The sequence below is a fragment of the Phormidesmis sp. 146-20 genome (assembly GCF_052939475.1).
Genome location: NZ_JBJPHT010000026.1, coordinates 19,818 through 45,585, shown reverse-complemented (window position 1 = coordinate 45,585; position 25,768 = coordinate 19,818). Strand labels below are relative to the sequence as shown.

Genomic DNA, 25,768 nt, shown 5'->3' with positions numbered 1-25,768 from the left:
TAAAGCGAACTACTTGATTGCTTGTAAGGATCTCCAGTCGGCGATCGCGGCTTCTGTCCAGAGCCAGTTTCGAGAGAGCGTGCCCGGTAAGAATTTGTCGGGGGCAGCTTTGTAGACGCGATCGCGCAGTTTGACCGCTTCCCCTCGAAGTCTAGCTTTTTGAGCAGGCGGCTGACTGGGTGCAGATTTGAGAGAAGCCAGCGCCAAACCCGCGTAAGCAGTCAGCGCATCTTGAGAAGGTGCCCCATTTTTTTTCAGTTCCTCACTCAGTTTAAGGGACTGAAACCAGGAATCTGTCGCTCGCTGCAAATTGCCCTCTGCGTAGTAAGCAAAGCCTAGAGCATTGAAGTAGAGCGGATCAGGCTTGTTTTTGACAGCGCTTTCCCAATAGCGGCGCGCATCCCCAAAACTGTAATTGCGGTTGCCACGGGCGATCGATTGCCAGGCGATTCTTCCTCTCAAAAAACTAATCGCGGGCGTGTCGAGTTGATTAGGCGGCACGGAAGCAAAGGCCGTTTCGGCAGCGGTGATGGCTCCGCGATCGAGCAACGCTTCTACACCCTCTTGTCCCAATCTCAAGTTGCCCTGACTAAAATTCTTGATAGCCAGTGCGGTTGCGTCGTTGGTTTCATCTCGACTGGGGTTCGCTGAATTGGCTGGAGTTTTGGAATTTTGGGTGAGCGCGTCCAGTTGGGGCAGCATCTCATTGGGTCGAGGATTTCTGGGCAAGAAGCGAGAGGCTCCCCAGATGCCAACGCCTAGAATGACGACGCTGGTCACGCCCACGATCGCCCACGATCGCTTGAACCCCCAAGATTTTCGCCGTAATGGAGCTTCTTGAGGGCGAGCAAAAATTCGATCGACGGGAGTTGATTGGGTCAGCGAATCGGTGGAGGCGATCGTCATTTCTGACCCTCCTGAAACTCCAGACTGAAGGAGATTACTCGGCTGAGGGGGATTGCTGGACTGAACGAGGTTATTGGGCTGAGGGTTGCTGGACGAGACGGAATTTTGACCAGGGAGATTATGAGCCACTTGGAGGCGCTGCAAGTTGTGTCGAGCGCTTTCTAAAGTGGAGTCAAGCTCGACCGCCATCTCGTAAGCCACGATCGCCTGAGTAGTTCTACCGTAGTCTTCGAGGGCAATACCCAAATAGTAGTAAGCCGGAGCCGAATTGGGATCAATCGCCAAAGCATCTCCAAAGGTCGCGATCGCCGCCGCTGTATCGCCCTGCTCATACAAAACTTGCCCCAGCGTGATCAGGTCTTCGGCGCTGTGAGAGGGGGCGCTGTTTGAAGCAGCCTGCTCATCTGGGAAGAGATCTTCACCTGGCTGAAAAGGATTTTGAGCGGTCGCTTCGGGGGGGCGAATCAGTTCTCCAAACATGTCTTCGACCGCTTTTTGGTCGTCTGGGTAGTCCGGGTCATTGAGATCAATCTCTTCGATAAAGTCCTCCGTCTCGGCTTCGTCCCACTCGTCGATCGGCGGTTGCAAATAGCCGTCAAAATCGGGATGCAGGTAGAGGATCGGCAATGCCCAATACAACTGATTGGAGCCATAGGACGAAAGTAATCCTTGTCTAGCGCGGCTGAGACTGAGATCGATGGGCGATCGCTGTTTGAGGTTGCGATAAAACAAACGGCTCAAGGTCAAAGCGACATCATCAGGAATGCGTTCGGCCATCGCCAACACAGCGGGAACGCCTCGCTTTAAAAGCGCCTCGGTGAGATTTCCGGCATCGGCTTCTCGATTGGGATCGGAGGTCGCCGTATAAACGCCCCGACAGGAGTTAAAAACAGCCATGTGAATGCCATTGTTAACCAGCAAGCCCGCTAGATCGTCTCCACTCAACACTTCAGTCAGTCCTGTGCGATCGCTCACTAGATAGAGATCGCCGCCCGATGCGCCTAGATTGCTGTGTCCCGCGTAATGGAGAACTTGATAGCGACCTTGCTCGATCGCTTGGGTGAGTTGTTCGCGTCCAGGTTGTTCAAGAATCGTCAATTCGATGCCTGAGAGGGTGTCCTGCGCCTCTTTTTGAAGTTCTTGGTTGAGGTGATGAGCTTCTTCTTTGAGGGCCAGCACTTCTTGATCGGTGGGAGCTGCCAAAACCATGAGAATTCGTAGCGTCTGGCTCTGGTCTGGCGAGTGGGTGGGGGTTCTGAGCGGACGGGGCGAATGGAGAACCGTGGCCATCGAGGCAGAGGCCTGATAGCGAGAGAAAATGACATCAGTGCCCGTCGAAAGCGGACGATTGCCCGCGTGTAGCACTTCCCAGGGGAGGCGAGGCAGGAGATCCCCCTTTAAGCCGAGTCGCAGCCGCAGATCTTCTCGATGGTTGTGAGCAATGCCTTGAGCAATCACCCAGCTATCGCGAATCGTGCCCTGAAACAGAGAGTTGTAGAGGTTTTGCCCAAACTCTACCAGGCTCGAAGACAGCGTGGCACCATTCTCTGACCCCGATCGCGTGCGTTGACCCAATGAGATCAAATTTCCTCTCAGCAGACCCAGCAGCGGATCGTGCATGAGTTGACCTGCTTGAGTCAGCCAGTCTTCGACCTTCCAGGTGACTAGCTCTTCGGCAAGCGGCACCCCGGTCGCGACTCGTTCTGTCCGAATCAGATATCCGTCTTCTCCAACGGGAGTTACAGAAATGTAGAATTCCTGAGTCACAACTACTCTCCAAGAAGACCTGGTTTACGTGTTTACTTCGTCAAGGCAAAAGTCTGTTCGCATCGACTCCTCAATTTCTCATTAACCGCTCCTTAAAGCGGCTGGTCAGGCAAGATCGGTATATTTGCGATCGAACTTTAGAGTTTCATCAAAATCCCCCGCTCTTAGAATGACAAACTTTGTTCCCATTCGCCGAGGAAATGTTGGGTATTACAGGGACTCAGTACAAATGACGTAGATAGCGGGCGTGTGGGCCGACCGTAAACTAGAAATTTGAACTAAGTAAAAACACCTAAGTACGTTCACGGTGAGACCGTTGAGGGTTGGTTACGCCCTGTCAGCCAGAAAAACCCAATGTGTCCGATTTACGTTATCGAAAGTTTAACTAATCTTGCCTTTATCTTTATGATTCCCCGATCGGTTAGTCCGGAGTACGTCCAGAATTGCGGCATTAAGGAGTGGTAGATGCACCCTGATTTATGGCCTCAGTCCATGCCTAGTGGATTGGGGCTTTTTTGTTTTAAACAGGATGCTCCTGATAGTGGGTTAACTGGACATTGGACGCTTGATTTTGGGTAGAACCTCTAGCACTCCTCAAGCCACTGACACTCTCCTCACTCCTCACTCCTCACTCCTATCTTGAGCCTCAAAAGAACTTCTTGCCATCCCTGTCGATCGACCCCCCAAGACTCACCCACAAGATAGATTAACAATTTGCTTTTGCCAACCAAAATGAGGACGGTTCTGCTATTGGTCGCAGAGCAAAATCTGCCATTTGAGAGGTGTTTGGAATGCTACCTTCTCTTGGGTCACGTGAGAAAGCGCAGGCAGAGTTGCCGACTGAGACTAAAAGGGTAGCTCCGATCGGGCCATTCGCTTTTTTGTTGGGGATGTCGATTATTTTTGTGGCCGCCTATATCTCCCACGAACGGGCGTTTTATTGGTTTGATTACGTCACTTATGAATGGATTTTAGACAAACTAGCGGTTGCCCTACAAGCCTCACCCCTTCCAGCATTGAGGAGTGTCTGGAGATCAACGGGAAGCGACTATAGCGACTATCCGACGCTGTTGCTCTTACCGTTTCGTTGGGTATTTGGTGATTCGCGGTTGGTCTATATTATCGGTGTTAGTGTGCTGTATTCTGTCCCGTTTGGATTTGTTTTGGGCGCGATCGCGACAAAGCTGATTCGGTCAGCAAATCCTAGAACGGTCTGGTGGTCGGGTGCATTGATTGCGATCGTCACGCCCTTATTTTGGGCCCCAACCCTGCGCGGATATGTGGATGCGGGGGCGGCGTTGCTAATCGCGATCGCGGTTTGGGTTTACTTGCAGGATGTCACGCTCAGATATCGCTGGCAGATTGGGGCGATCGGCTTTTTGCTTGGTTTCACGCCTTTGTTTCGGCGGCACTTTGCCTACGCGGGGATTGCTTTTTTTGCAGCGATGGTGATTCAGGCGGTGATCCGCTCTTTCACACTGCGGCAACAACCTCGTCAAGCCATTCGGATACTGATCGGCAACTTGACACAGATTGGATTGATTGGGCTGGTGAGTGTGGCGACGATCGCCATCTTGGGCAAACACTTTCTCCTGCGAGTGCTACACAACGATTTCACCAGTCTCTACGCTTCTTTTGAGGTGCCGCTGACTCAAGCTTTGCAGTTCTATGGCATCTCGTTTGGGTGGGTTGCCTGGTTGCTGGCGGCTTTAGGATTTACGGTTGGGCTAAAAACTCGTGTCCTGGCTCGCCCTGCTACGACCTTCGTCCTTTTGTTTTACGGGATTTTGTGTCTGGTGTGGGTGGCCAAAGTCAGACAGTTGACGGTTCACTATACGCTTCACTTTACGCCGTTGGTGATTTTAGGGTTGATCGCGTTTGGCTGGACAGTTTGGCTAACGCTTGATCGATCGCTGCGACGAATCGGATTGGCTCTTTTTGTGACTTATCTCAGCCTCAATGCGCTGATGGGTCTCGCCCCCGTCGATTTTCTAGATCAAACCCCCCTGCGGCCGACTCGCTTTGGCATGACTATTTTGCCAGAAACGATCGGTGCGCCTCTGAGCGAATTGTTTGCGGCTAATAATCCACCCCTGCGACGATCGGACTACGCTGAAATTGCCCGACTGATCGGCGACCTTCGCAGCAAAACGCCCAATGGTGAGCCGATTTATGTGGGTGAGTCTTCCTCCATCATCAATCCGACGCTGCTAATGAGTGCAGAAACAATTTTGCACCACCAAAAGTCGCTCAATTTCTTGTCGCTGCAAGACGTTGACTCGCGAGACAGCTACCCGCTCAAAGAGTTTTTGCAAGCCGATTACATCGCGGTAGCAACGCCTTTTCAATACAATATTCGCCCCGAAGATCAGGATTTGGTAAGGCTGGTGGGGCGGGTTTTCTCTGAAAATTGGCAGATCGCTCAAGACTTCAAGCAGCTTCCAGAAACCTATCAGCTAGAGAAACAGGTTAAAGTTAACCTTTATCAGCGTCAGCGATCGACCTCACTCAACACCGCGATCGCCACCTTTGAGACCATGAAAGCCTTTATGGGGTCTCGCCCCGGCGGGCAACTTGATTGGATCGTCACCAGCAGAATCCCAGGCTACTACCTGTGGGGAATGAACGGCGTTTACAACCTCAAAACCAATCCACTGCGACCGACCCGATCGACTGCCTTTCTCTATATCAATCCTTTGCCAAAATCGAGCGCTCAACTCACTGGGCAAATTGTGTATGACGATCGTCAGTGTCCCGGTATAGAAATTAGGCTAAGTGGAGTCGATCGCAGCGCTCAGACTATCCAGATTGCAAAACTTGATCATGGGCCAGCCGCCTCTTCCAATTTCTCGCTGTCCATCCCCACTCAAAACGCAGGCTACTTATTACTAGAACTCAACAACAAAAGCGCGACCCCTGAAGATTTGAAGCGATGCACCGTTACTGCGAGTTCGCTCCAGGTTTCTTCTAACTGATGGTAGAATTTCGGTATTAAGTTATGTTTCTGCCGATTTTTATTGACAATGCGGTCAGAGGCGAGCTTGATTGAGTGCGAAGATGATTCCATTCGTTTGAGCCAAAAACAGACTAGGAGAGGATAGAACACAATGGCATTCACACAGCCCCCTTTACCCTTCGCCAAAGATGCGCTTGAGCCATTTGGCATGAAGGCCGAAACCTTTGACTACCACTACGGCAAGCACCACGCCGCCTACGTGACCAACCTCAACAATCTGACCAAAGACACCGAGTTGGCAGACAAATCCCTCGAAGACGTGATTAGAATCACCTTCAAAGATCCGGCAAAGGTTGGCGTTTTTAACAACGCGGCCCAAGTCTGGAACCACACCTTCTTCTGGAACTGTCTGTCTGCGGATGGCGGCGGCGCTCCGACTGGGGAACTGGCTGCCAAGATCGAGTCCGCTTTTGGAAGCTACGAAAAGTTTAGAGAAGAGTTCAAAAATGCGGCTGCGACCCAATTTGGTAGCGGTTGGGCCTGGCTGGTCGAAGAAGCCGGAACGCTGAAAGTCGTCAAAACCCCCAATGCTGAAAATCCTTTGGCAAACGGGCAAAAAGCCCTTCTCACTCTCGACGTGTGGGAACATGCTTACTACCTCGATTTTCAAAATGCTCGTCCTGCGTTTATCGACAACTTCTTAGGCAAGCTGGTTAACTGGAACTTTGTTTCCCAAAATCTGGCGACCGCTTAGTCAACAGTTCATCGATCAAGCAATTCATCAAATAATTGATCGAACAATTGATCGGACAGTTGAGCAAACTATCCAAAATTATTGAGACAGTCGCGATCGCGGGGCTGTTTTTTTTATCAAGTTTGACGTGAGAGAGACGCATTGAGAGAGCGATCGCGATAGGGTATAGACACATTTAGCACTCAATGTTTTCGCCTTGACTCGACGGTTCTTAAACCTGCCTTAATCCTCACCCCTTACGCTCTAGTCTGTATGGATAGCAACGACTTGGCACGCTACCTCGAAGCGACTGACGGTATCTCAAAACCGTGGCTTTTGGCTCAACTGCGATTGGCAAAGCTCAAAGAACAACGAGAGAGCCTTTCTCCCCAAGATTACGAAAACAGACTGGCAGACATCCACCAAGACCTGATGAATTTGGGCGAATGGTGGAACGGTATTGAAGACGAGGTTTTTTAAGACATGCGGCGGCAAAAAAAAACGACGGACGTAAATCTCACCGATCCTCAAAACTATTTCAACCGTGAGATGAGTTGGCTGGAGTTTAACAATCGGGTGCTACATGAGGCGTTTGATCCCCGAACTCCTCTGCTAGAGCGGCTCAAGTTCATGGCGATCTTTAGCTCTAACCTGGACGAATATTTTATGGTTAGAGTCGCCGCCCTCAAAGAGCAAGTAGAGGCAGAAGTCCGCAAACTCAGCGCTGACGGACGCACCCCCCAAGAACAGTTACAACTGATCAATGAACGGCTGCGCCCAATGGTGATCAAGCAGCACCGTCATTTTGAGCAAGCCCTGCGTCCTCAACTCGCCGATCAGGGCGTTTATCTGCTGGACTATATTGATCTCAGTCAAGAACAGCGCAGCTATCTAAAAGAGTACTTTGACGAACAGGTGTTTCCGGTCTTGACTCCGTTGGCGATCGACCCCAGTCACCCCTTCCCCTACATTTCAAATCTCAGCCTCAATCTGGCAGTCGTTGTCAAAGATGGCTCAACAGGCGAAGAATTGTTTGCCAGAGTCAAAGTTCCTAAAGTGCTGCCTCGGTTTATTTCATTGCCGTTAGAAACTCAAGATCTGCCTGTCTCGGCTCCCAAAACTCGTCCGGCTGTTTGGGCAGGTGTTCCTTTAGAGCAGGTGATTGCCCACAATCTTGATCCGTTGTTTCCTGGCATGGAGATTACGGAATATCATCCTTTTCGGATTACGCGCAACGCGGATTTGGATGTCGAAGAAGATGAAGCGGATGATCTGATGTTGGCGATCGAGCAAGAACTTCGCAAGCGGCGATTTGGGGGGTCGATCGTGCGCGTCGAAGTCCATTCCTCAATGCCCGAAAACATTCGTGAGATGTTGGTGCGGGAGATGGAACTAACCCAAACTGATGTTTACGAAATTGATGGGTTGCTCTGTCTGCGAGATTTGTTTTCGTTTGGGTCGTTGCCGCTTCCCGAACTCAAAGATCCGCCCTGGAGTCCGGTTACGCCGCCTCGCCTCAGACGGGTCAACGAAACCGATATTGAAGATTTGGGCAAAGATGGTGAAGAAGATTTTTTCTCGGTGATTCGCAAGCAAGACTTGATGGTGCACCACCCTTACGATTCATTTTCTCGCAGTGTGCAGCGATTTATCACCGAGGCGGTCTACGATCCCAATGTGCTGGCGATCAAAATGACGCTCTATCGGACTTCTGGAGACTCGCCGATCGTCAATGCCCTGATCACCGCCGCCGAAAACGATAAGCAAGTCGCCGTCCTGGTTGAATTAAAAGCGCGATTTGACGAAGAAAACAACATCAACTGGGCCCGCAAGCTCGAAGATGTGGGCGTTCATGTCGTCTACGGACTGGTCGGACTCAAAACTCATACCAAACTGGTGCTGATTGTTCGTCGAGAAGAAGGCAAAATTCGCCGCTACGTCCACATTGGCACAGGCAACTACAACCCCAAAACCGCCCGCCTCTATACTGACATGGGTATCTTTAGCTGTCGAGATGACCTCGGTGCTGACCTAACGGAGTTATTCAATTTTCTCACCGGATACTCTCGCCAAAAATCTTACCGCAAACTTTTAGTCGCTCCGGTAGACCTGCGCGATCGCATGGTGGCCCTGATCGAGCGCGAAATCGAACACCAGCGCAACGGCGGACAGGGGCGCATCGTCGCCAAAATGAATGCCCTCGTCGATCCAAAACTGATTCAAACGCTGTATCAAGCCTCACAAGCGGGCGTTCAGATCGATCTGATCGTGCGGGGGATCTGCTGTCTGCGTCCCGGACTCAAAGCCATCAGCGAAAACATTCGAGTCATCAGCATCGTCGGACGATTTTTAGAACACTCTCGCATTTTCTACTTCAACAACAATGGTGAGGATGAATTGTTTATTGGCAGTGCCGACTGGATGCCCCGCAATCTCGATCGCCGAGTCGAGGCCGTTGTGCAAGTCGAAGATGCCAACATTGCCAAAGACCTGCAAGAAATTTTGGGCATCATGCTGGCCGACAATCGTCACGCCTGGGATTTGCAGCCCGACGGACACTATCTCCAGCGTCGCCCCGCCAATGGGACACCAGAGCAAAATTCTCAAAAAATCTTTATGGAGATGGCCCAGCAGGGAAATGAAGGATAACTTCGTTCTACTTCGCGATGAAAAATGAAGTGGTTTTGAGCGATCGCAATCACTTCTTTTAATGTGTAACTTAATGGGCGACTTCAAACCTATGTCTCCCTTTCTTGAGCTTGAAGGAGCTAGGGAAAGCTTAACGTGAGGCGGCAGAGTGAAGTGATCTTTCCAATCCTCCTTAAAAGAGGGGACTTAACGAAGTCGCACATCGCAATTACTTGATTACTTGGTAGGCATATCGTTATTCTCGAAGGTTGGGAAACGGGTTTCTGAGTAGATTCCTTAACCCATTGCTTTTGCTTGCCGACTTCTAAGCTTACAGAAATATAAAGGTTTGAAAAAAACTGCTCAAATCTGAGGTTTGGGGAGATAATCGCGTTTGCGATCGACAAAAAACCAAAACTGCGCTATAACCGTGACTAATTGTTGAGGGACGAAATCTTAATCCTAAAAAGAGAGGCACAAAGACAAAAATCGTTTAATATACCGTTTTTAACCACCCTTGTTTCTTCCGTAGACCTACGGATATTTCACTTTAGAAAGCAGCAATTTTGGTTAATAAACAAAAAATAGCAATCGAGAAGAAGAAAGAAACAAAAAAATCTGTTTTTCTCGAAAAAATGTGAACAAAGTCCGTGAATTGAGCTAAAGTTGGAAGCAAATTTTTGCTCGAAACGTTGCAACCTTGGCATGACCTACAATGACAACTAAATTACCTGCTGACTCCTTTCCGATCGACGCGGTTGCTATCGAACCCAATATCGACTTAACTGAGTTGGAAGCCATAGATAATGAAGAGTTGACCCCCGAAAATCTTGCTCGATCAGTCAAGGGCAAAACCAGTGATTATCTCGGTCTTTCTGATGACTCAGTTGGCATATTTTTGCGAGAAATGGCTCGTTATCCCTTGCTCACCCAAGCACAAGAAATCGAGCTTGCTAGAGAAATTGCAAAAGGAGGGGTCGTCGGAGAGCAAGCTAAACGAAGACTCGTTCGGGCAAATCTTCGACTAGTCGTTTCTATTGCTAAGAAATATCTCAATCGAGGCGTTCCTTTTCTCGATTTAATTCAAGAAGGAGCTATGGGCTTGATGCGGGCGGCTGAGAAATTTGACTATGAACGGGGCTACAAATTCTCAACTTACGCCTACTGGTGGATTCGTCAGGGCATCACACGGGCGATCGCCTCTCAGTCTCGCACGGTTCGCCTCCCCGTCCATATGGTCGAAAAACTCAATCAAGTCCGCAAAGTCCGTCAAACCCTTTCTCAGACGCTAGGCAGAAAGCCCACCAAGCAAGAACTCGCCGCAGCCCTGGACATGGAAGAAGACAAGCTAGAGCAAGTCTTAGACGTAAGTCAGCGCACTTTATCGCTCCACGCCTGGGTCGGACGCGATGAAGACACAGAACTAATGCAACTCATCGAAGACTCAGACAACGTAGCGCCCAATGTTTGTCTTGACCACAAGCTGCTGTGCGATCGCCTCAATTCAGTCTTAGATCACCTGAGCGATCGCGAACGAGAAATTATCAAGCTGCGATTTGGTCTCACTGACGGTCAACACTACACCCTCACTGAAATCGGCGAACTCTATCATCTATCTCGCGAACGGGTGCGGCAGATTCAAGCCAAAGCTATGCGAAAACTGCGCCATCCGAGAAGACAGGCATTGCTCAAAGACTGGATGTAGCGATCGAGTGAGGCGATCAAAGAGACTGCCAAAAGATCACCCAATTGAGAAGTGAATGTCCAACACTCACCCTCTCATTTCGCCCTGTTTAGTCAATTCTCTTTGATCCCGTTCTCTGTCTTCTTAAAGACAATTTGGTTAATCCCTATGGTAGAGGTTTGCAAAGCGTCTCAACGGTTACACTTCATCTAGGTATAAAAGTATGTGACCAGAGTAAATGCTGTCTTGTGAGCGCCTAGTGTTGCGTGTTTTAGTTGTTGATGATCATGAATTGACTCGATACAGCCTGAAACTTGCCCTCAAGAATCAGGAGGGGATTGAGCTTGTCGGTTTAGCCAGCAACGGAAAAGAAGCCGTTGAAATGGCCAGGCGTTACTCTCCAGATGTGATCATTCTGGATCTTCAGATGCCTATTATGGATGGTCTAAGTGCCTCGACGCAGATCAAAAGTACCCATCCAACGACTCAGATTCTGGCCTACTCATCTCTAGAAGACCCCCAGACCGAAGTCATGCTACAGACTGCTAAAGTGGATGCCTTTTGTAAGAAGGACACCGCAATGCAGGATCTCATTAAAATGGTCAATCACTTGGGTCAAAATAAGACCCAAAACGACGCTGGCTAAAAACAAGGACGACAGTCTTAGTGAGAGCTAGTTAGTTTTACAGAGCAATTTTCAGAAGTCAGGAATACTCGCTTGAGTTGCTTGAGCTTGAATTAATTCTTTTGTGTATGGTTTCTGTGCATAGTTTCAACCCTCGACTCAGATATCTTTCAAAAAGATAAGAGAACGAGGGTAATTTTGAGTGTTTGTGACCGTCTGAAGCTATTCCCACACAAGAATGTTACCAAGGGGAGGGTGGACAATGCCCACGTTGCGATCGATCCTCTACGACGTTTAATTTAACGTGAATTCGATGAGAGTTTTTCCGCTTCGTTGTTCAGGACTTTTGCCCCCCAACCCCCCAATTTTTGGGGACTTTAAGAGAGAGTTCTGGTTCAAAGTCTCTCACTCGTGGGAGATTTAGGGGGCGTTCCTGGAGCTAAAAGCGAAGCGTTCATCGAACTGACGTTTAATTTAGAGGCCTTTTTGAACAAAAACCTTTTACCCAATTTCTCAGAGAGATGTCCGCTTTATTGATCCCCCAAAAAAAGGGAAGAAGACAAGAATTCCTGCAAAAAGTCTAAATTAGCTAGAAGCAAAGTTAATTTGTGCCTAATCTACATCAACCCGAAGGCGTGAAGTGGGCCACGCCCCAACAGCATTTCTAAAATCAACGCTAGCAGACCGATCATGGCTACTCGTCCATTCCAGACCTCAGCAGAAGTCGTCAGCCCCCATTCCCAGTTTTCTTGAGGATACATCTTGGTTCCCTTGTCGGGGCGAATCACCTCTTCAAACTTTACCGCAGGCGAATTGAGCGCATCGACCACCATTTCGGCCAAGTCGTTGATAAAGACTGGGTGCGTGTTGAGCGCCGGAACTCGATGGAAGCCTTCAATTCCTGCTTCTTCAGCGATTTCTCGATATTCCATGTCGATCTCTTGCAGTGTCTCAATATGCTCAGAAACAAAGCTGATCGGTACAACCACTAAATCCTCAACGCCTTGAGCAGCCAGATCTTCGATCGCATCCTCAGTGTAAGGTTTTAGCCATTCGACCGGGCCGACTCGACTTTGATAAGCCAGCGTGTGAGGATTGGGACGATTTAGAGTCTGCATGATTAGCTCAGTGCAATTCTCAATTTCTTGCTGATAGGGGTCGCCTGCTTCTTCGACGTAGCTGACTGGCACCCCGTGAGCGCTAAAGAAAATGTGAGCGTGATCAGGGTTGGGCAACTGATCTAACTGTTGGGCAATCAAGTCTGCCATCGCTTGCAAATAACCCGGACGATCGTACCAGGATGGAATCACCGTGTATTCAACCTGATCGAGAACGGGATCGCTGCGCCATAGATCTTCGAGCAATCGGAAGCTAGACCCACTGGTACTAATCGAGAAGTGAGGATAGAGCGGCAAAACCACCAGTTGATCTACGCCATCACGTTTGATGCGAGCGATCGCTTCTTCGGTAAACGGGTGCCAGTAGCGCATTGCGATATAGACGCTGACATCCTGCCCGTGGTGGCGCAACTGTTCTTGAAGGGCTTGCGCTTGCTCTTCAGTGATGCGCTTTAGAGGAGACCCACCGCCGATTTGCTTGTAGTTATTTTGAGATTCTTTGGCACGAGAGGTCGAAATCAACCACGCCAGAGGACTTTGTAGCCACGGGAAGGGCAGACGAATGATTTCTGGGTCAGAAAATAGATTGTACAAAAAGGGGCGGACATCTTCCAGGCGATCCGGCCCTCCTAAATTGAGCAATAGAACTCCTACTCGACCCATAGCTACAAAAATCCCTTCAGTTCTCAGCTTTGTTACTGATTTTAACAATAAAATCTTCATGAGTTTGAAGAAAGTATTACGAATCCGCCCTTAGAGTGATTTGAGGGTGCAAACTCGCTATAAATTTCAGATCTCATTGAGAATTTGTTGCAATTATAGGGCCGTGCAGCAAGACGATCGCAAGCTGCTACTATCAACAAAAGTTAAGGAGTCTCAGGTTGGTCAGCGATGGATGCGGGTTTTGAAGCGGTGGATACGGCGATCGTTCAAATTAACCAGCGGCTCAAAGCTGCTCGACTGGGCGTACAGATTGAGCGTCGCAGCACTAAATTAAATCTCAGGGCAACGCTGCCGCCGCGTCCAGACAGCCCTCGCGTGAATCCTTACCAACAGCGCCTCAGTCTGGGCTTGCCTGCGACCAAAGCCGGACTCAAACAAGCCGAACAAGAAGCCAAGGTGATTGCGGCGCAACTGATTCAAAGCAGCTTTGACTGGAAAACTCATCGCACCTTTGCGGGGGGAAAGCGTCTCAGCCAAATGGATTTCGCCGAACAGCTTCAAGCCTTTGAGCAAGATTTTTTTAGTCAGAGCGATCGCCTCAAAAATCCCGCTTCGACCAAAACCACCTGGAATTGTGCCTATGCGCCCTATCTTAAAAAATTGGCGACGATCGCTCAGAGTAATGGACAGTTGACGATCGCAGAAGCCATCTACAAAACCGTTGACTCGACGGGGATCAATTCTCGCAGTCGGCAGGTCTGCTGTACGGCTCTAAATGCGCTGGCTGAGTTTCTCAATTTGGAGCTGCCCAAAGATCTCAAAACCCTGTGGGGCGGCTATGGTGCCAGTGAAATGCAGTTTCGTAAGTTGCCCACCGATGAAGAAATTTTGGCGATTTGGGAGACGATTCCTAATCCTGCGTGGCAGTTTGTCTATGGGGTGATGGCCACCTACGGCTTGAGAAATCACGAGGTCTTTTTCTGCGACTTTTCTGCACTTAAGGGCGACGAAACCAGAGTGCAGGTTTTGTCCACTACCAAAACGGGAAGTCATGAAGTCTGGGCGTTTTACCCGGAGTGGATCGAGGAGTTTGATTTGCAGACGGTGAAATTGCCTGCGATCGAGACTGACTTAACCAAGACTACACTTCAGGTCATTGGGCAGCGGGTGACGGCTCAGTTTCGTCGCTATCAGGTGCCGTTTTCTCCCTACGATTTGCGCCATGCCTGGGCGGTGAGAACGATTCACTTTGGTCTGCCGGATACCGTCGCCGCTCGGATGATGGGGCACTCAGTCGCCGTTCACACGCGCACTTATCACCAGTGGATTTCTCGCCGAGATCAACAGCAAGCAGTAGAAACAGCGTTGCAGCGCAGCGGAGCAGTAGCACCAAGGAAGGGATGAGGGATGAGGGAGGAGGGAGGAGGGAGGAGGGAGGAGGTTAGAAATGGGGTTTGGGTTCTAGAGTTAGAGAATAGTTGGAAATTTGTCGTTTGTTGCAACACTCGCCTGTGAACAGAATCCAGGCTAACGGTGCGAACTCCGTTGAAACGGACTAGAAGAACTGAAACGGCTCCTAAGTCCCTTCAGTGGACTTTCTCTTACTAGCCCGTACTTCCAGTGCAGGGCGGGACAGCATCGAAGCCAAGAAATTGTCTACGTTCTCCCCAACCTAACGAAGCACCAACTCAAACTGTTCCCTTTCATCCCTCATCTCTCACCCTCCTCCCTCATTCCTCCTCCCTCATCCCTCCAAATGGCTACTATTCTCCGCGATTTAAGTTATCAATATCAGTGGTTATATGACGGCATCTCTCGTTTGGCAGCGCTGTCTGTGGGCGGAGAACGTCGGTTTCGGCAATTGGCTTTAGAGGGGTTAGACATTGGCCCCGATTCAAAAGTGCTGGATCTGTGTTGTGGAAGTGGCCAAACAACGCAATTTTTGGTGAAACAATCGCACCACGTCACTGGATTAGATGCCTCGCCACTTTCAATTAGACGGGCCAAACAAAGCGTTCCTCAAGCGGACTATATTGAGGCGTTTGCCGAAAAAATTCCGTTACCAGACAATCAATTTGATGTAGTTCACACCAGTGCCGCGATGCACGAGATGGAGCCTGAACAATTGCAGCAAATTTTGCAAGAAGTCTATCGAGTTCTCAAGCCAAGTGGATATTTTGCAATGGTCGATTTTCATCGGCCAACCAACCCAATTTTTGTCCCAGGATTAACCGTATTCTTTTGGTTGTTTGAAACAGAAACCGCCTGGAAGTTTCTCAAAACAGATCTGGTTGAATTGTTGAGTGAGATTGGATTTGAGGTGAGCGATTCCTCTGGAGTTGGGCCCGGCGCTAATCGCTCTCTCCACGCTGGGGGCAGTCTGCAAGTGATTCAAGCTCAAAAAACCAGCTAAGGAGACGCTTTAAAACACAGCCATCCAAGCGGGCTGCCTGAATTGGTAACCGCAGCGAAAGGTTCCATCGAATTCACGCTAATAAGTTATTTTGTTTGAGCGATCGCTCGATTGTATTACCATGCCAGAAATTTTAGCAACGCTTGATTAACTTGCTCTGGCGCTTCATGATGAGGAATATGACCCACGCCCGAAAGCTCTACCAGAGTGCTACGAGAAATTGCCTGTGCAGCAAAGCGACCGAGTTCTGGAAAATTGCCCATTGTCGCTGCAACCTCCTGACTAACATAAGCTCGACCGAGAGCAATCCGGTCTTCCAAGCCAATAATCAGGAGTGTGGGTTGTTTCAGCACAGATAATTCGTAGCGAATCGGTTCTCGATAAATCATCTGCCAAGATCGAGCCATTGCCCGTGTCCATCGACTGTACTCTGCACTTTGAGCCAAACGCACACGGGTTTGAACAAAGCGTTGATCTCGTTCCGTTACCCACGTTTTAACGAAGTTGCGTAGGAAGCGTTCGATGACCGCTGGGTCGCTCAGAGATTCATCCTGCTGCAATCGTTCGATCGTTTGAGGCGGCACTTTTAATCGATAATCTTCCAACCCGACAGGGGTTTCTAACACAACTCGTTGGACGCGCTTTGGAAATAGCCGCGCCAGGCGCACTGCTAACATTCCACCCATCGAGTGTCCCATAACCTCTATAGATTGAATGTTCAGCGCGTCGAGAAGCTGTATCGTGTTCGTCGCCAGCATATCAAAGCTGTAATCTACATCAGGTTTGCTAGATTTACCAAATCCGATTTGATCAGGTACAATCACGCGATACCCTGCGGCAGACAGCGCTTGAATTGTGGGCTGCCAATAGTTTCCCGAAAAGTTTCGTCCATGTAAGAGGAGAGCCGTTCGGCCATTCGCCTGAGCGCCAGGCCGGATATCCATATAGCCCATGCGAACAGGCTCCCCTTCCATAGTTAAGCTCAAAAACTGAACAGGGTAGGGGTAGGGTAGTCCTTCCAGGGCAATGCCCAGAGCCTCGGTTGAAGAATTGAGTTGCCAGGGAGAATTGCTAGGAGTCTGAGTGAGCGTGGGCGACGGGTAGATCAGCCCGATCACAATCCAGATCGAACCAAGCACCAATCCGCTACATAGAATGAATTTCCCCAGTAATCGCCAAAATAATCGCCACCGAGCGATCGCAGTCTGCTGCATTTTCAGCTTCACCCATTGCATTGAGCTTTCTCCCATTAAGTTGGTGGCTAGGTTTATCGTCCAGGCTGTCCTTTTGTCCCAGTCCACACGCGCGCAATCAGATAGGGAGGCCGTCCAGCATCCGCTTTGCCCGTAAAGATTGAACTGCGATGCAGTTGATTGACGGCAACGTATAGCCAAGAATCTGGGCCAAAGCGAACATTATCGGGAAACAGAAAGCGCTTATCTTGCACTAACCGAGTCAGCTTGCCGTCTTTGTGTAAAACATCGATCGCGCTATCGCGTAAGTTCGTAATAAAGTGGTTCCCTTCTGCATCGGTGCTGATGCCGTCTGAGACAGGCTTTTTGCCAGCTACTTGAATCGCTTGACCAATCTGAGCGTTGGTTGCTCCTTCTCGAAGCAGTCGAGCAGGCACTGAGTACAATGTCTCGCCATTCATTGCGCCGTAATAGATTGTTTCGCCATCGGCAGAGAGAGTAATCGGATTGATTGGGACTCGTGCATTTTGCATTTTGCCATCGGCTCCGGGAAACTTTAGTGTCTGCCCTTCTACAACTAAATCCACATTCTCAGCATTGAGTGAGGGGTGATTGGTAAAGCGCTGTGCTGTTTTGTTGTTGATCTTGACGACGACGATCGCAGGAGTCGAACCACAATCTGCGATATAGACAAACCCACGTTCTGCATCGACTGCTAAATCCTGCATGATGCCACCTCGCGGGCCAATTTCCTCTGGAAAATCCAGGCGAAATACCTCCTGCCGCGTGTTGATGTCAAATGCAACTAATTTTGGTTGCTGTGGTTTGCCATTGTTTGGCATCCAATTGCCGTGATCAGTTACCCACAGGCGATTTTTGGAGTCGATCGCGACACCATGAGCTGTGTTCAATACATTCACGCCACTGCCTGGTTTAGCATTCCATTCTTTGTTCGGAAAGGCTTTCCAGTTATTCTTACCTGGTTTGATCTCGATTAATTGAGCCGCACCGCGCCGCATTCCATGAACGCTTGCAAACATTCGCCCATCCCTTGATGCAGTAACGTTTCCAGGAGTAATGTCCAATTCTGCGACAACTTCAACTTGTCCGATAGGCGGAGAGGCAGATGGAGATGTTTGAGCAACAGGTGTTATGACTGGAAATATTGAGGATTGCTGCGTTGGGTTTGCCATAGAGCAAGCAGAAGCAATCAGAGTTGCTGTAGGCAGAAGGGTGAGAATAAATTTTGAGGTTTGTTGCACGAGTAAGCTCCTTGAAAATTAACGAGTGAGTTTTGCGGTGATGAAATCTAGGAGGGGGTTTGAAAAGGGATGGCTTGTGATGCTTGACATTTCCTGATCCCCCTGACTCCTTAAAAAGGGAGACTTTGAGCAAGAAATCCTGTCCGAAAGTCCCCCAGATTTGGGGGGTTGGGGGGCAGAAGCGCTAAATACCGAAGCGAAAAAACTCTATCGAATTCACGTACTTATAAACTTGCTACTTACAGAATAGACCAGTCTACTCAAATTAGGTTGCAATATTTCTAATGATTGGAAAGGAAGGAAGTCTATGATTTGATTGTCAGACCTATTTCAGAATGACCCCAAACATAAACTGCATGTAGTTCTTGAGTGGTGCATCACTCTTAGTCACTTTCATTTGCAGCAAGGCACCTTCCCAACTGTTGAGACAAAATTCTGCTAAGTCTTTCGCCTGCTGCTTTTTCGAGACTTCACCTGCATCTTGCGCGGCTTGAATACAGGCTGCAAACTGATCTCGCCAGCGATCGATCGCTTCCTGCAATCGCACCCGAAATGTCTCGTTTTGATCTGCCATCTCCTGACTGAGATTCCCAAACAAACAACCTTCTCGGTATTGCAGCGTTTCAAACTCTTCCAGCTTAAACGTAAAGTATTGCTTTAAACGATTGAGTGGACTCAGGCTGACATCTCCTAAATACTGCTCAACAATGCGATCGTGCATTTGCGAGTCATCGTCAATGATGGCTAAACCAAATTCCTCTTTGCTGCTAAAAAAGTGATAGAACGACCCTTTAGGCACACCAACCGCTTGTAAAATTTCCTGGATGCCCGTGTGGTTGTATCCTTTTTCGACCACAATACGCCTTCCTGCTTTGATTAGAGCAAGTTTTGTGTCTTCTCTAATCGTATTTTTTTCAGTCACAGTAAACACCATTTGCTAGCTTGCGTAGACTAGCCGCTTTAACCTGCCGATTTTCAGAATAGACCAGTCATCTCATTTTGAATCACCTGTATTGAAATGGGAAGAATCCGCAAAAAATAATACGGCAGAAACGAATTTCTACCGTACTGGTTTAACTTAGGTTGTTAGCAGAAAAGCCGAAGCCTTTCATAATAGAGTTTTAGAAATAATCGAGCGAGATAGGTTGGCTTCAAGTGAAGTGAGCAGGTTTGCTTTACTTCATGTGAATAATGTAGCCCCTTTCCTATAGTTGATCGCTCTATCTCTAGAAAGGCAATTTCCTCACCCTCCAGATAGATTGTCTTACCTAGTTTCTCACCTGGTTGAGCCGCACTGCGCTTTCTAGCCAGCTTTGAGCCATCTGAGGCGAAGTCAGCCTGATTTTTTTGAGGTGAGAATATTCGGGTTGCTCAAGTAGAAACGAGTACTTTTCTCGATTTTTTTGATAAGTTTGTAGCGCCCAAAGAATCACGGAATCGCGGCTGAGAAAAGCTATCTGAAAAGTTTCTCGATTGCCATTGCAGCATTCTTCTTGCAGCGCAACTCGACGAATCGTTCTTTGCACAATTTGCTTCATCACTACCCAAAAAGAATAGTCCAGCCACACCACCGTATCGGCTCGACCCCAAACCAGGTCGCGAATCTTACCGTAATTGCCATCGACGACCCAGCGCCCGCCCGCCAGAGCCTCTGTTACCCGTGATTCAAAAACCGAGATTGGGGCTTCAGTCCAGTTCGGTTCCCAATGGAGACGATCTAGCTCAACGTGAGGAATGTCCAACTTCTTGGAAATCTGACGAGCCAATGTGGTTTTGCCCGATCCGCTGGTGCCGACGATCGTGATTCTCTGCCCCGCCTCAATCCACTCCATCTATCCCCCCTAGATTTTGCACTCAACCCTCAACAAAAAAGGCATCGAAGACTTTGACATCTCCAACACCTTTTTGATTTCAAAACGTTTGATTTAAGTCTGGCTTACTTTTTGGGAGCCATCAGCATCATCATATTGCGCCCTTCTTTTTTGGGCGCCTGCTGCACTTCGGCGATCTCTTGCAGGTCAGTTGCCATCCGTTTGAGCAACTCTTCGGCCAGATCACTATGCTGAATCTCACGACCGCGAAACATGATTGTCGCCTTCACTTTGTCGCCTTCTTGCAAAAAGCGCTTTGCCAGCTTGATTCGCACGTTGTAGTCGTGTTCCTCAATTTTGTAGCGCATCTTGACTTCTTTCACGTCAACCGTATGCTGCTTTTTCTTGGCTTCTTTGGCTTTCTTTTCTTGCTCAAACTTGTGCTTCCCATAGTCCACAATCTTGCAGACTGGGGGATCAGCTTTATCACTGACCAAAACCAGATCCAGTTCTTTCTCGTCTGCCAGTTGCATGGCTTCGCGAGACGACATAATTCCTAGCTGAGAACCGTCCGAGTCGATAACGCGGACTTTTGGAAAACGAATGCGTTCATTGATTACGGGGATGTCTCGATTAGGTCTCTTTTCAATCACTGGCGGCATGTAGGAAAAAAGTAGTGGGGTGATGAGCGATCGGGTTACAGAGAAGCGGTTTACAAATGAGAAGGAATCGACCTATACAGTATCGACTCAATCTGACCGAGTGTATCCGTCACGGGGTGGACTATGTAATTTACTAAAGGTTTGTACTCGCCATTCTACTCAGTCTGGGAAGAATTTTGTCCAATTCTTAACTTAAGTTTGGAGCAATGACTGTTGAAAGGGGAGCGATCGAGGTCAGAAAAACTCCCAAAAGTCCTGAATTCTCAACCTAAACCCAAACTCAAAGCTTTTAGAATAAAGTGAGATGGCAATCTGAGGAAACTGTGACAACTTCTTTACAGACAAACTCTTTACATTGGCGACAACGGATCGGGAGTCAGCGCGACTGGGTGTGGCGTGGCTGGCAAACTCGCTATACCTATCTTAGATCAAAACAGGCGGATGCTGCTCCTCCGTTGATGTTGCTGCACGGGTTTGGCGCGTCGATCGGGCATTGGCGACAAAATCTTTCAGCTCTGGCAGAACATCACACGGTCTATGCGCTGGATATGTTGGGGTTTGGCGCATCCGAGAAGGCGATCGCTCCCTATAATATTTCGCTGTGGGTGGAGCAGGTTTACGATTTTTGGCGGACGTTTATCAGAGTGCCGATCGTGCTGATTGGCAATTCGATTGGGTCACTGGTCTGTGTGGCGGCGGCGGCGGCCCATCCCGATATGGTCTGTGGGATCGCGATGCTGAGTCTGCCTGATCCCTCGATCGAGCAAGAAATGATTCCTGAGCCGATTCGCCCGATCGTCAACACGATCAAAAGCTGGGTAGCGTCTCCTTTTTTGCTGAATCAGTTATTCAAGTTTGCCAGAAATCCTAAAGGAACTCGTCGCTGGGTATCGATCGCTTATGCCAACCGAGACGCGGTAACAGATGAATTGGTCGAGATTCTGGTGGATGCTGCAAACGATCACGGCTCTGCTCAAGCCTTTTGCGCGATTATGCGGGCGATTATCAGTCCTGATTTTGGGCCGAGCGTCAAGAAAATTTTGCCCGAATTGAAAATTCCCATGCTGCTGATCTGGGGTTCAAAAGATCGGATGATCCCGCCCAGTCTTGCGGCCCAGTTTGCCAGCTATAATCCCAGACTAAAGCTTGTCGAAATCGATGCGGGCCATTGTTCTCACGACGAGGCACCTGAGCAAGTCAACCCCGAAATTCTCAACTGGATCGCCTCCTGGAACGATCGTCCTCTTCTAAAAGCCGAAGCTCCTCTGTCTCTGTGATCCCCATGACTCAATCTGCTAACCCGCCTGCCCAATCGGACGTTTTTCGCATTTCTCCGCTAATTCGGATCACGCTACTCAGTCTCTATGCTGCTTTGACCACGCCGCTTCCCTTTCTTTCAGAAGCCACAAAATCGCCCATTTCACCCACCTGGCTCTGGGTTGGGATCGGTGCGGGTGCGATCGTCCTGTTTGCCGCATTGAGTGAACGAGTGATCACTGACGATCAGGGCATTCAAGTCACCTATCCCAAATGGGTGCCGACGCTGATTCGTAAAGGCTGGCAGCTACCCTGGGCAGATGTAAAAGCGCTCAAACCACGATCGACAGGTCAGGGCGGATTGGTCTACTACTTTTTGAGCCATCAAGATCAGGGCTATTTACTACCAATGCGGGTGGCTGGATTTGCGCGTCTCGTCCGCACCGTCCAAGCCAAAACGGGGATCGACACCACCGACGTAAGGCCGCTTTCTCAACCCTGGATGTATTTGATTTTGCTGGTCTTCACGCTGATGATGTTTGCGATCGATGCCTGGACAATCTGGACGGCGACTACATTGGCATCATGACAGCGCCTCAAATTCGAGTAGAGCAGGTCAGCCTCGCGTCGAGAGTTTTGAGCAAAAAATCTAAACTTCCGATCCACTATTTGCTGAAAAATCTTTCGTTTGAGGTGATGGAAGGCGATCGCGTGTCGATCGTGGGCGCATCTGGATCGGGCAAAACGCCCCTATTGCGCTTGTTAAATCGACTCAGCGAACCCTTTGAAGGCACGATTTATTTTGAAGGTCAAAAATTTCAAGCGATCCCCGTGATCCAATTGCGCCAGCAGATTGCTTTGGTGCAACAGGAAACCAAACTTTTAGGGATGACCGTTCGGGACGCTTTGCGCTATCCCCTCAAGCTTAGAGGCCTGTCAGAAACCGCCATCGATCGCCAACTCAGCGACTGGATCGATCGACTACACATTCCTCAAAAATGGCTCGACCTGACAGAATTGCAGCTTTCAATGGGAGAACGGCAGTGGGTAGCGATCGCTCGCTCCATGATCACCCAACCCAAAATTCTGCTGCTCGACGAACCGACTTCTAGCCTCGACGCGGGGCGCAGTAGCCACCTACTCAAAGTGCTATCTGAGCTATCGCAAACCGTTCTCATGACCAATCATCAATTAGATGTGGCGCAGTCTTTTAGCGATCGAGTCCTCCATCTCCACAAAGGCGCGCTAATTGGAAATGAAAAGAGCGATCGTGTAAATTGGCAAGAGTTGGAAGGAGCGATCGTGCAAGCCGAGGCCCAAGAAGCCGAAGAATGGGAGTAGTTTGTGGAATCAAGGAGTAGGATAAACCGATGAAAGTTTTTCAGGCTCATCTTGAAGAAGTGTCAAAGTTGTTTGACGACTATCGTGTTTTTTACAAGTCATCCTCAAATCTTGAAGCGGCTAGAAAATTTCTCCAAGAGCGTCTCCAGAAAGGTGACTCAACGATATTTGTTGTGAGTGATGACGATCGCATCATTGGGTTTACGCAGCTTTATCCCAGTTTTTCGTCAGTGTCGATGCAGCGCGTTTGGATATTGAACGACCTGTTTGTGGGGCAAGCCGATCGCAAGAAGGGTGCTGCAAAGTTGCTAATGAGCGCAGCAGAAAACTTTGCAAGAGAAACAGAAGCCATCCGTATCATTTTATCAACGCAAATTTCCAACACTACTGCTCAGTTTCTTTATGAATCGCTTGGATACAACAAAGATGCAGAGTTTTATCACTATTCGTTACGGCTGTAGGTCAGCACAACAACTCAAACAACTTCAAGGGCTAATATCAACTTGCATTCGTTAAAGAGCGAACCGTTAGAATCTCGTCAGGACGTAGAACTTCTACTGTAGAGATTGGGACGGCGATCACTTTAATAGATTCACCAACAGCATTAAACACTTCTAGCACACAACCCGCTTCGCCACCTTTGGGATGAGAAACGAAGTCAACCAGCGTTGCAATATCTCCAACTCTGAGCTTATGTTCTGGTAAGTCGCGGGTTAAAGCAACTTCTTGGTATAGCTCTAGAGTCATGTTCAGGTCTCCTTAAATTCGTCGATCGCCCAGTGCCATTCGAGCCGCTGCCGTTTTGCGATGACCATTGCCATTCTGAATAGTTGGCGCATTCAGGACTTCTAGATTCAATCGATAGCCCACATTGCGAACCGTTTGAATCAGATCAGGCTGACGGGGATCGATCTCAACTTTTTTGCGAAGCGAGAGAATATGGGTGTCAACTGTTCGGGGATTGTCGATCGCATCTGGCCAGGCCCGTTGCAATAGCTCTGGACGACTAAGCGGATTGCCCCCCGCCTGAGCCAGCACATAAAGCAAACTAAATTCTTGAGGAGTCAACTCGATCAACTCACCCTTAAAGCGGACTCGACGATGCACCAAGTCAATCTTTAAGTCGCCATAATCGAGATGAGCCGGAGGGGCCGCCACGCGACTTCGACGAGTCAACGCCTCCACCCTGGCGAGAAATTCCTGCATCCCAAACGGCTTTTTGAGATAGTCATCTGCACCCGCTCGCAACCCTTCTACAATGTCAGACTCCGTAGCCCGCGCCGAAAGCATTAGCACGATCGCCTGTTGTTGCCTGAGCCATCGACAAAACTCAATCCCATCACCATCTGGTAACTCTGAATCAAGAATCACAAGATTGGGTTGTCGGCTGATAAAGACCTCTCGCGCTTGATGCAGGTCTGCCGACTGATGTACTTGATGTCCCGCCTGCTGTAGGTGCCAACCGAGTAGCGATCGCAGATGCGGGTTCCCTTCGATAATTTGGATATTTACGGCTCCCACGGGGGCTTAATCCTCAGACTGCTTGCTCTTCAGAGTATCAAAGCACTTGTCATGGATTTGTAACGACTGCTACCCAGACTTTCATAGACTTTAATAATCGGCGATCGCTGCTAGAAATTTCAATCCCTATCCAATAGATCCTCACAAAGGCAGGGAGCAGAGACCCCCTTAATGTTAAGATTAAACAATCTTTAGTTAACCAACTTAGACCTGTATCAGGCCTTTTAGACTCTATTCATTGGTTTGAGAATTATTTACGCTCTAGCACTTAACTATGCTGCAAGACACGCAAACGATTCGTTACTACCAGAGACTATCTGACAGTTTGGTAGAGTTGTGGAACCGAGGCTATCGGTTTGACGACCTCCGACTGTTTTTAGATGGTTATCTCTCAGCGCTCAGGCACAGCAATACGCTTGAGCCAATTCAGATCAATCGTTTAGAAGAAGAAATTACTCGATTCATATACGATCGCTCTAATTTTGACAATACTCAGACTCAGCCAGACTATCGATAAATAAAAGGGGTGCGTCGATCGACACACCCTTTCTTTTTGAGTCACGCTTTTTGAGGCGCAGATTGCTTCGGGGTTTAGGAAGCCAGGGCCACCTCGACCATCTGTTGGAGTTCGCCTTTCTGATATAGCTCGATCAAGATGTCAGATCCGCCCACAAACTCTCCATTCACGTAAACCTGGGGAATGGTCGGCCAGCTTGAATATTCTTTGATGCCCTGGCGGATTTCGGGATCATCTAACACATCCACGGTTTCGTAAGGGACACCCAGCGTGTTGAGAATCTGGACGACATTATTTGAGAAACCGCACTGGGGCATGAGCTTGTTGCCCTTCATAAACACCATGATTTTGTTTTGCTTGACGAGCGTATCAATGCGATCGTGAGTAGCTTGAGTCATGTTCTCTCCTGAGAATGGGTGGATAGTCGGTAAATCAGAAGTTTAGAATTTTAGACCTTTTGCCCGGCGGCTGACCACTCTTCTGGGGTAAAGGTATTTAAGGCTAGGGCGTGAATGGCTTCGCTGGCCATCGCTTGATTGACAGCACCGTAGACTAATTGATGCTGCTGGACACGCCGTTTGCCCTCAAACAGAGACGAAACGACCGTAACCTGGTAATGGTCTCCACCGCCTGTCAGATCTTGCACCTGCACCTGAGCATCCGGCAAACCAGACTTGATCATTGCTTCAACCTGATCGGGGCTAATCATCC

At 49.0% G+C, this 25,768-nt stretch carries 24 protein-coding genes; 13 read left to right on the top strand and 11 right to left on the bottom strand.

The window, feature by feature from the left end:
- Positions 1-9: 9 nt before the first annotated feature.
- A complete protein-coding gene (locus tag ACKFKH_RS19575) occupies positions 10-2,673 on the bottom strand; it encodes a CHAT domain-containing protein (protein WP_446860018.1) in 2,664 nt (887 codons plus the stop codon).
- A gap of 791 nt (positions 2,674-3,464) precedes the next feature.
- Here ACKFKH_RS19575 and ACKFKH_RS19570 point away from each other — a divergent pair.
- The 6 genes from ACKFKH_RS19570 to ACKFKH_RS19545 all read left to right on the top strand — a co-directional run bounded on the left by ACKFKH_RS19570 (position 3,465) and on the right by ACKFKH_RS19545 (position 11,320).
- On the top strand, positions 3,465-5,648 hold the full coding sequence (locus ACKFKH_RS19570; RefSeq protein WP_446860017.1) for a hypothetical protein: 2,184 nt from the start codon (positions 3,465-3,467) through the stop codon (positions 5,646-5,648).
- Positions 5,649-5,780: 132 nt separating this feature from the next.
- A complete protein-coding gene (gene sodB / locus ACKFKH_RS19565) occupies positions 5,781-6,383 on the top strand; it encodes a superoxide dismutase [Fe] (RefSeq protein ID WP_446860016.1) in 603 nt (200 codons plus the stop codon).
- Positions 6,384-6,635: 252 nt separating this feature from the next.
- Positions 6,636-6,842 (top strand): hypothetical protein, encoded by a 207-nt coding sequence (locus tag ACKFKH_RS19560; protein WP_446860015.1) that lies wholly within the window; start codon positions 6,636-6,638, stop codon positions 6,840-6,842.
- Positions 6,843-6,845: 3 nt separating this feature from the next.
- Positions 6,846-9,011, top strand: coding sequence for a polyphosphate kinase 1 (gene ppk1, locus ACKFKH_RS19555; protein WP_446860014.1), 2,166 nt, complete (start codon positions 6,846-6,848; stop codon positions 9,009-9,011).
- A 694-nt stretch (positions 9,012-9,705) separates the two neighbouring features.
- A complete protein-coding gene (locus tag ACKFKH_RS19550) occupies positions 9,706-10,695 on the top strand; it encodes a sigma-70 family RNA polymerase sigma factor (RefSeq protein WP_446860013.1) in 990 nt (329 codons plus the stop codon).
- Positions 10,696-10,936: 241 nt separating this feature from the next.
- Positions 10,937-11,320 carry a response regulator gene (locus ACKFKH_RS19545; RefSeq protein WP_446860012.1) on the top strand — a complete coding sequence of 128 codons (384 nt, stop codon included), beginning with the start codon at positions 10,937-10,939 and terminating at the stop codon, positions 11,318-11,320.
- A gap of 596 nt (positions 11,321-11,916) precedes the next feature.
- Here the strand turns inward: ACKFKH_RS19545 and hemH are convergent.
- Positions 11,917-13,080, bottom strand: a complete 1,164-nt coding sequence (hemH, locus tag ACKFKH_RS19540; protein ID WP_446860011.1) for a ferrochelatase — start codon at positions 13,078-13,080, stop codon at positions 11,917-11,919.
- Positions 13,081-13,308: 228 nt separating this feature from the next.
- On the opposite strand from hemH, the gene ACKFKH_RS19535 reads away from it, so the two are divergent.
- Together ACKFKH_RS19535 and ACKFKH_RS19530 are read left to right on the top strand one after the other, a co-directional pair.
- Positions 13,309-14,484, top strand: coding sequence for a site-specific integrase (locus ACKFKH_RS19535; protein WP_446860010.1), 1,176 nt, complete (start codon positions 13,309-13,311; stop codon positions 14,482-14,484).
- Positions 14,485-14,836: 352 nt separating this feature from the next.
- Positions 14,837-15,493 (top strand): class I SAM-dependent methyltransferase, encoded by a 657-nt coding sequence (locus ACKFKH_RS19530; protein ID WP_446860009.1) that lies wholly within the window; start codon positions 14,837-14,839, stop codon positions 15,491-15,493.
- 116 nt (positions 15,494-15,609) lie between these two features.
- On the opposite strand, the gene ACKFKH_RS19525 is transcribed toward ACKFKH_RS19530, so the two are convergent.
- From ACKFKH_RS19525 to infC, 5 genes are all read right to left on the bottom strand, one after another.
- Positions 15,610-16,728: an alpha/beta fold hydrolase gene (locus ACKFKH_RS19525; RefSeq protein ID WP_446860008.1), complete on the bottom strand. Its 1,119-nt coding sequence runs from the start codon at positions 16,726-16,728 to the stop codon at positions 15,610-15,612.
- A gap of 32 nt (positions 16,729-16,760) precedes the next feature.
- Positions 16,761-17,948, bottom strand: a complete 1,188-nt coding sequence (locus ACKFKH_RS19520; RefSeq protein WP_446860007.1) for an L-dopachrome tautomerase-related protein — start codon at positions 17,946-17,948, stop codon at positions 16,761-16,763.
- Positions 17,949-18,273: 325 nt separating this feature from the next.
- The gene (locus ACKFKH_RS19515; protein WP_446860006.1) at positions 18,274-18,870 is read right to left on the bottom strand and encodes a TetR family transcriptional regulator C-terminal domain-containing protein; all 597 of its coding nucleotides are present in this window, start codon (positions 18,868-18,870) and stop codon (positions 18,274-18,276) included.
- A 346-nt stretch (positions 18,871-19,216) separates the two neighbouring features.
- Positions 19,217-19,780, bottom strand: a complete 564-nt coding sequence (locus tag ACKFKH_RS19510; RefSeq protein ID WP_446860005.1) for an ATP-binding cassette domain-containing protein — start codon at positions 19,778-19,780, stop codon at positions 19,217-19,219.
- A 104-nt stretch (positions 19,781-19,884) separates the two neighbouring features.
- Entirely contained in the window at positions 19,885-20,421 is a 537-nt protein-coding gene (gene infC, locus ACKFKH_RS19505) for a translation initiation factor IF-3 (protein WP_446860004.1), read from the bottom strand.
- A gap of 323 nt (positions 20,422-20,744) precedes the next feature.
- On the opposite strand from infC, the gene ACKFKH_RS19500 reads away from it, so the two are divergent.
- From ACKFKH_RS19500 to ACKFKH_RS19485, 4 genes are read left to right on the top strand one after another with little or no spacing between them, the layout of a single operon-like run.
- Positions 20,745-21,698 carry an alpha/beta fold hydrolase gene (locus ACKFKH_RS19500; protein ID WP_446860003.1) on the top strand — a complete coding sequence of 318 codons (954 nt, stop codon included), beginning with the start codon at positions 20,745-20,747 and terminating at the stop codon, positions 21,696-21,698.
- A 5-nt stretch (positions 21,699-21,703) separates the two neighbouring features.
- Positions 21,704-22,267 (top strand): hypothetical protein, encoded by a 564-nt coding sequence (locus ACKFKH_RS19495; RefSeq protein WP_446860002.1) that lies wholly within the window; start codon positions 21,704-21,706, stop codon positions 22,265-22,267.
- Positions 22,264-23,019: an ABC transporter ATP-binding protein gene (locus ACKFKH_RS19490; protein ID WP_446860001.1), complete on the top strand. Its 756-nt coding sequence runs from the start codon at positions 22,264-22,266 to the stop codon at positions 23,017-23,019. Before ACKFKH_RS19495 ends, ACKFKH_RS19490 begins: the two co-directional genes overlap by 4 nt.
- Before the next feature lie 29 nt (positions 23,020-23,048).
- Complete coding sequence (locus ACKFKH_RS19485; RefSeq protein WP_446860000.1) at positions 23,049-23,480, top strand: GNAT family N-acetyltransferase; 432 nt, start codon at positions 23,049-23,051, stop codon at positions 23,478-23,480.
- Between the two features lie 37 nt (positions 23,481-23,517).
- On the opposite strand, the gene ACKFKH_RS19480 is transcribed toward ACKFKH_RS19485, so the two are convergent.
- Together ACKFKH_RS19480 and ACKFKH_RS19475 are read right to left on the bottom strand one after the other, a co-directional pair.
- Positions 23,518-23,766: a DUF4926 domain-containing protein gene (locus tag ACKFKH_RS19480; RefSeq protein ID WP_446859999.1), complete on the bottom strand. Its 249-nt coding sequence runs from the start codon at positions 23,764-23,766 to the stop codon at positions 23,518-23,520.
- Between the two features lie 12 nt (positions 23,767-23,778).
- On the bottom strand, positions 23,779-24,540 hold the full coding sequence (locus tag ACKFKH_RS19475) for a response regulator transcription factor (RefSeq protein WP_446859998.1): 762 nt from the start codon (positions 24,538-24,540) through the stop codon (positions 23,779-23,781).
- Positions 24,541-24,814: 274 nt separating this feature from the next.
- Between ACKFKH_RS19475 and ACKFKH_RS19470 the strand changes: the two genes are divergently transcribed.
- Positions 24,815-25,057: a DUF6761 family protein gene (locus tag ACKFKH_RS19470; protein WP_446859997.1), complete on the top strand. Its 243-nt coding sequence runs from the start codon at positions 24,815-24,817 to the stop codon at positions 25,055-25,057.
- Positions 25,058-25,131: 74 nt separating this feature from the next.
- On the opposite strand, the gene grxD is transcribed toward ACKFKH_RS19470, so the two are convergent.
- Complete coding sequence (gene grxD / locus ACKFKH_RS19465) at positions 25,132-25,455, bottom strand: Grx4 family monothiol glutaredoxin (protein WP_446859996.1); 324 nt, start codon at positions 25,453-25,455, stop codon at positions 25,132-25,134.
- A gap of 50 nt (positions 25,456-25,505) precedes the next feature.
- Positions 25,506-25,766, bottom strand: a complete 261-nt coding sequence (locus ACKFKH_RS19460) for a BolA family protein (protein WP_446859995.1) — start codon at positions 25,764-25,766, stop codon at positions 25,506-25,508.
- Positions 25,767-25,768: the final 2 nt, after the last annotated feature.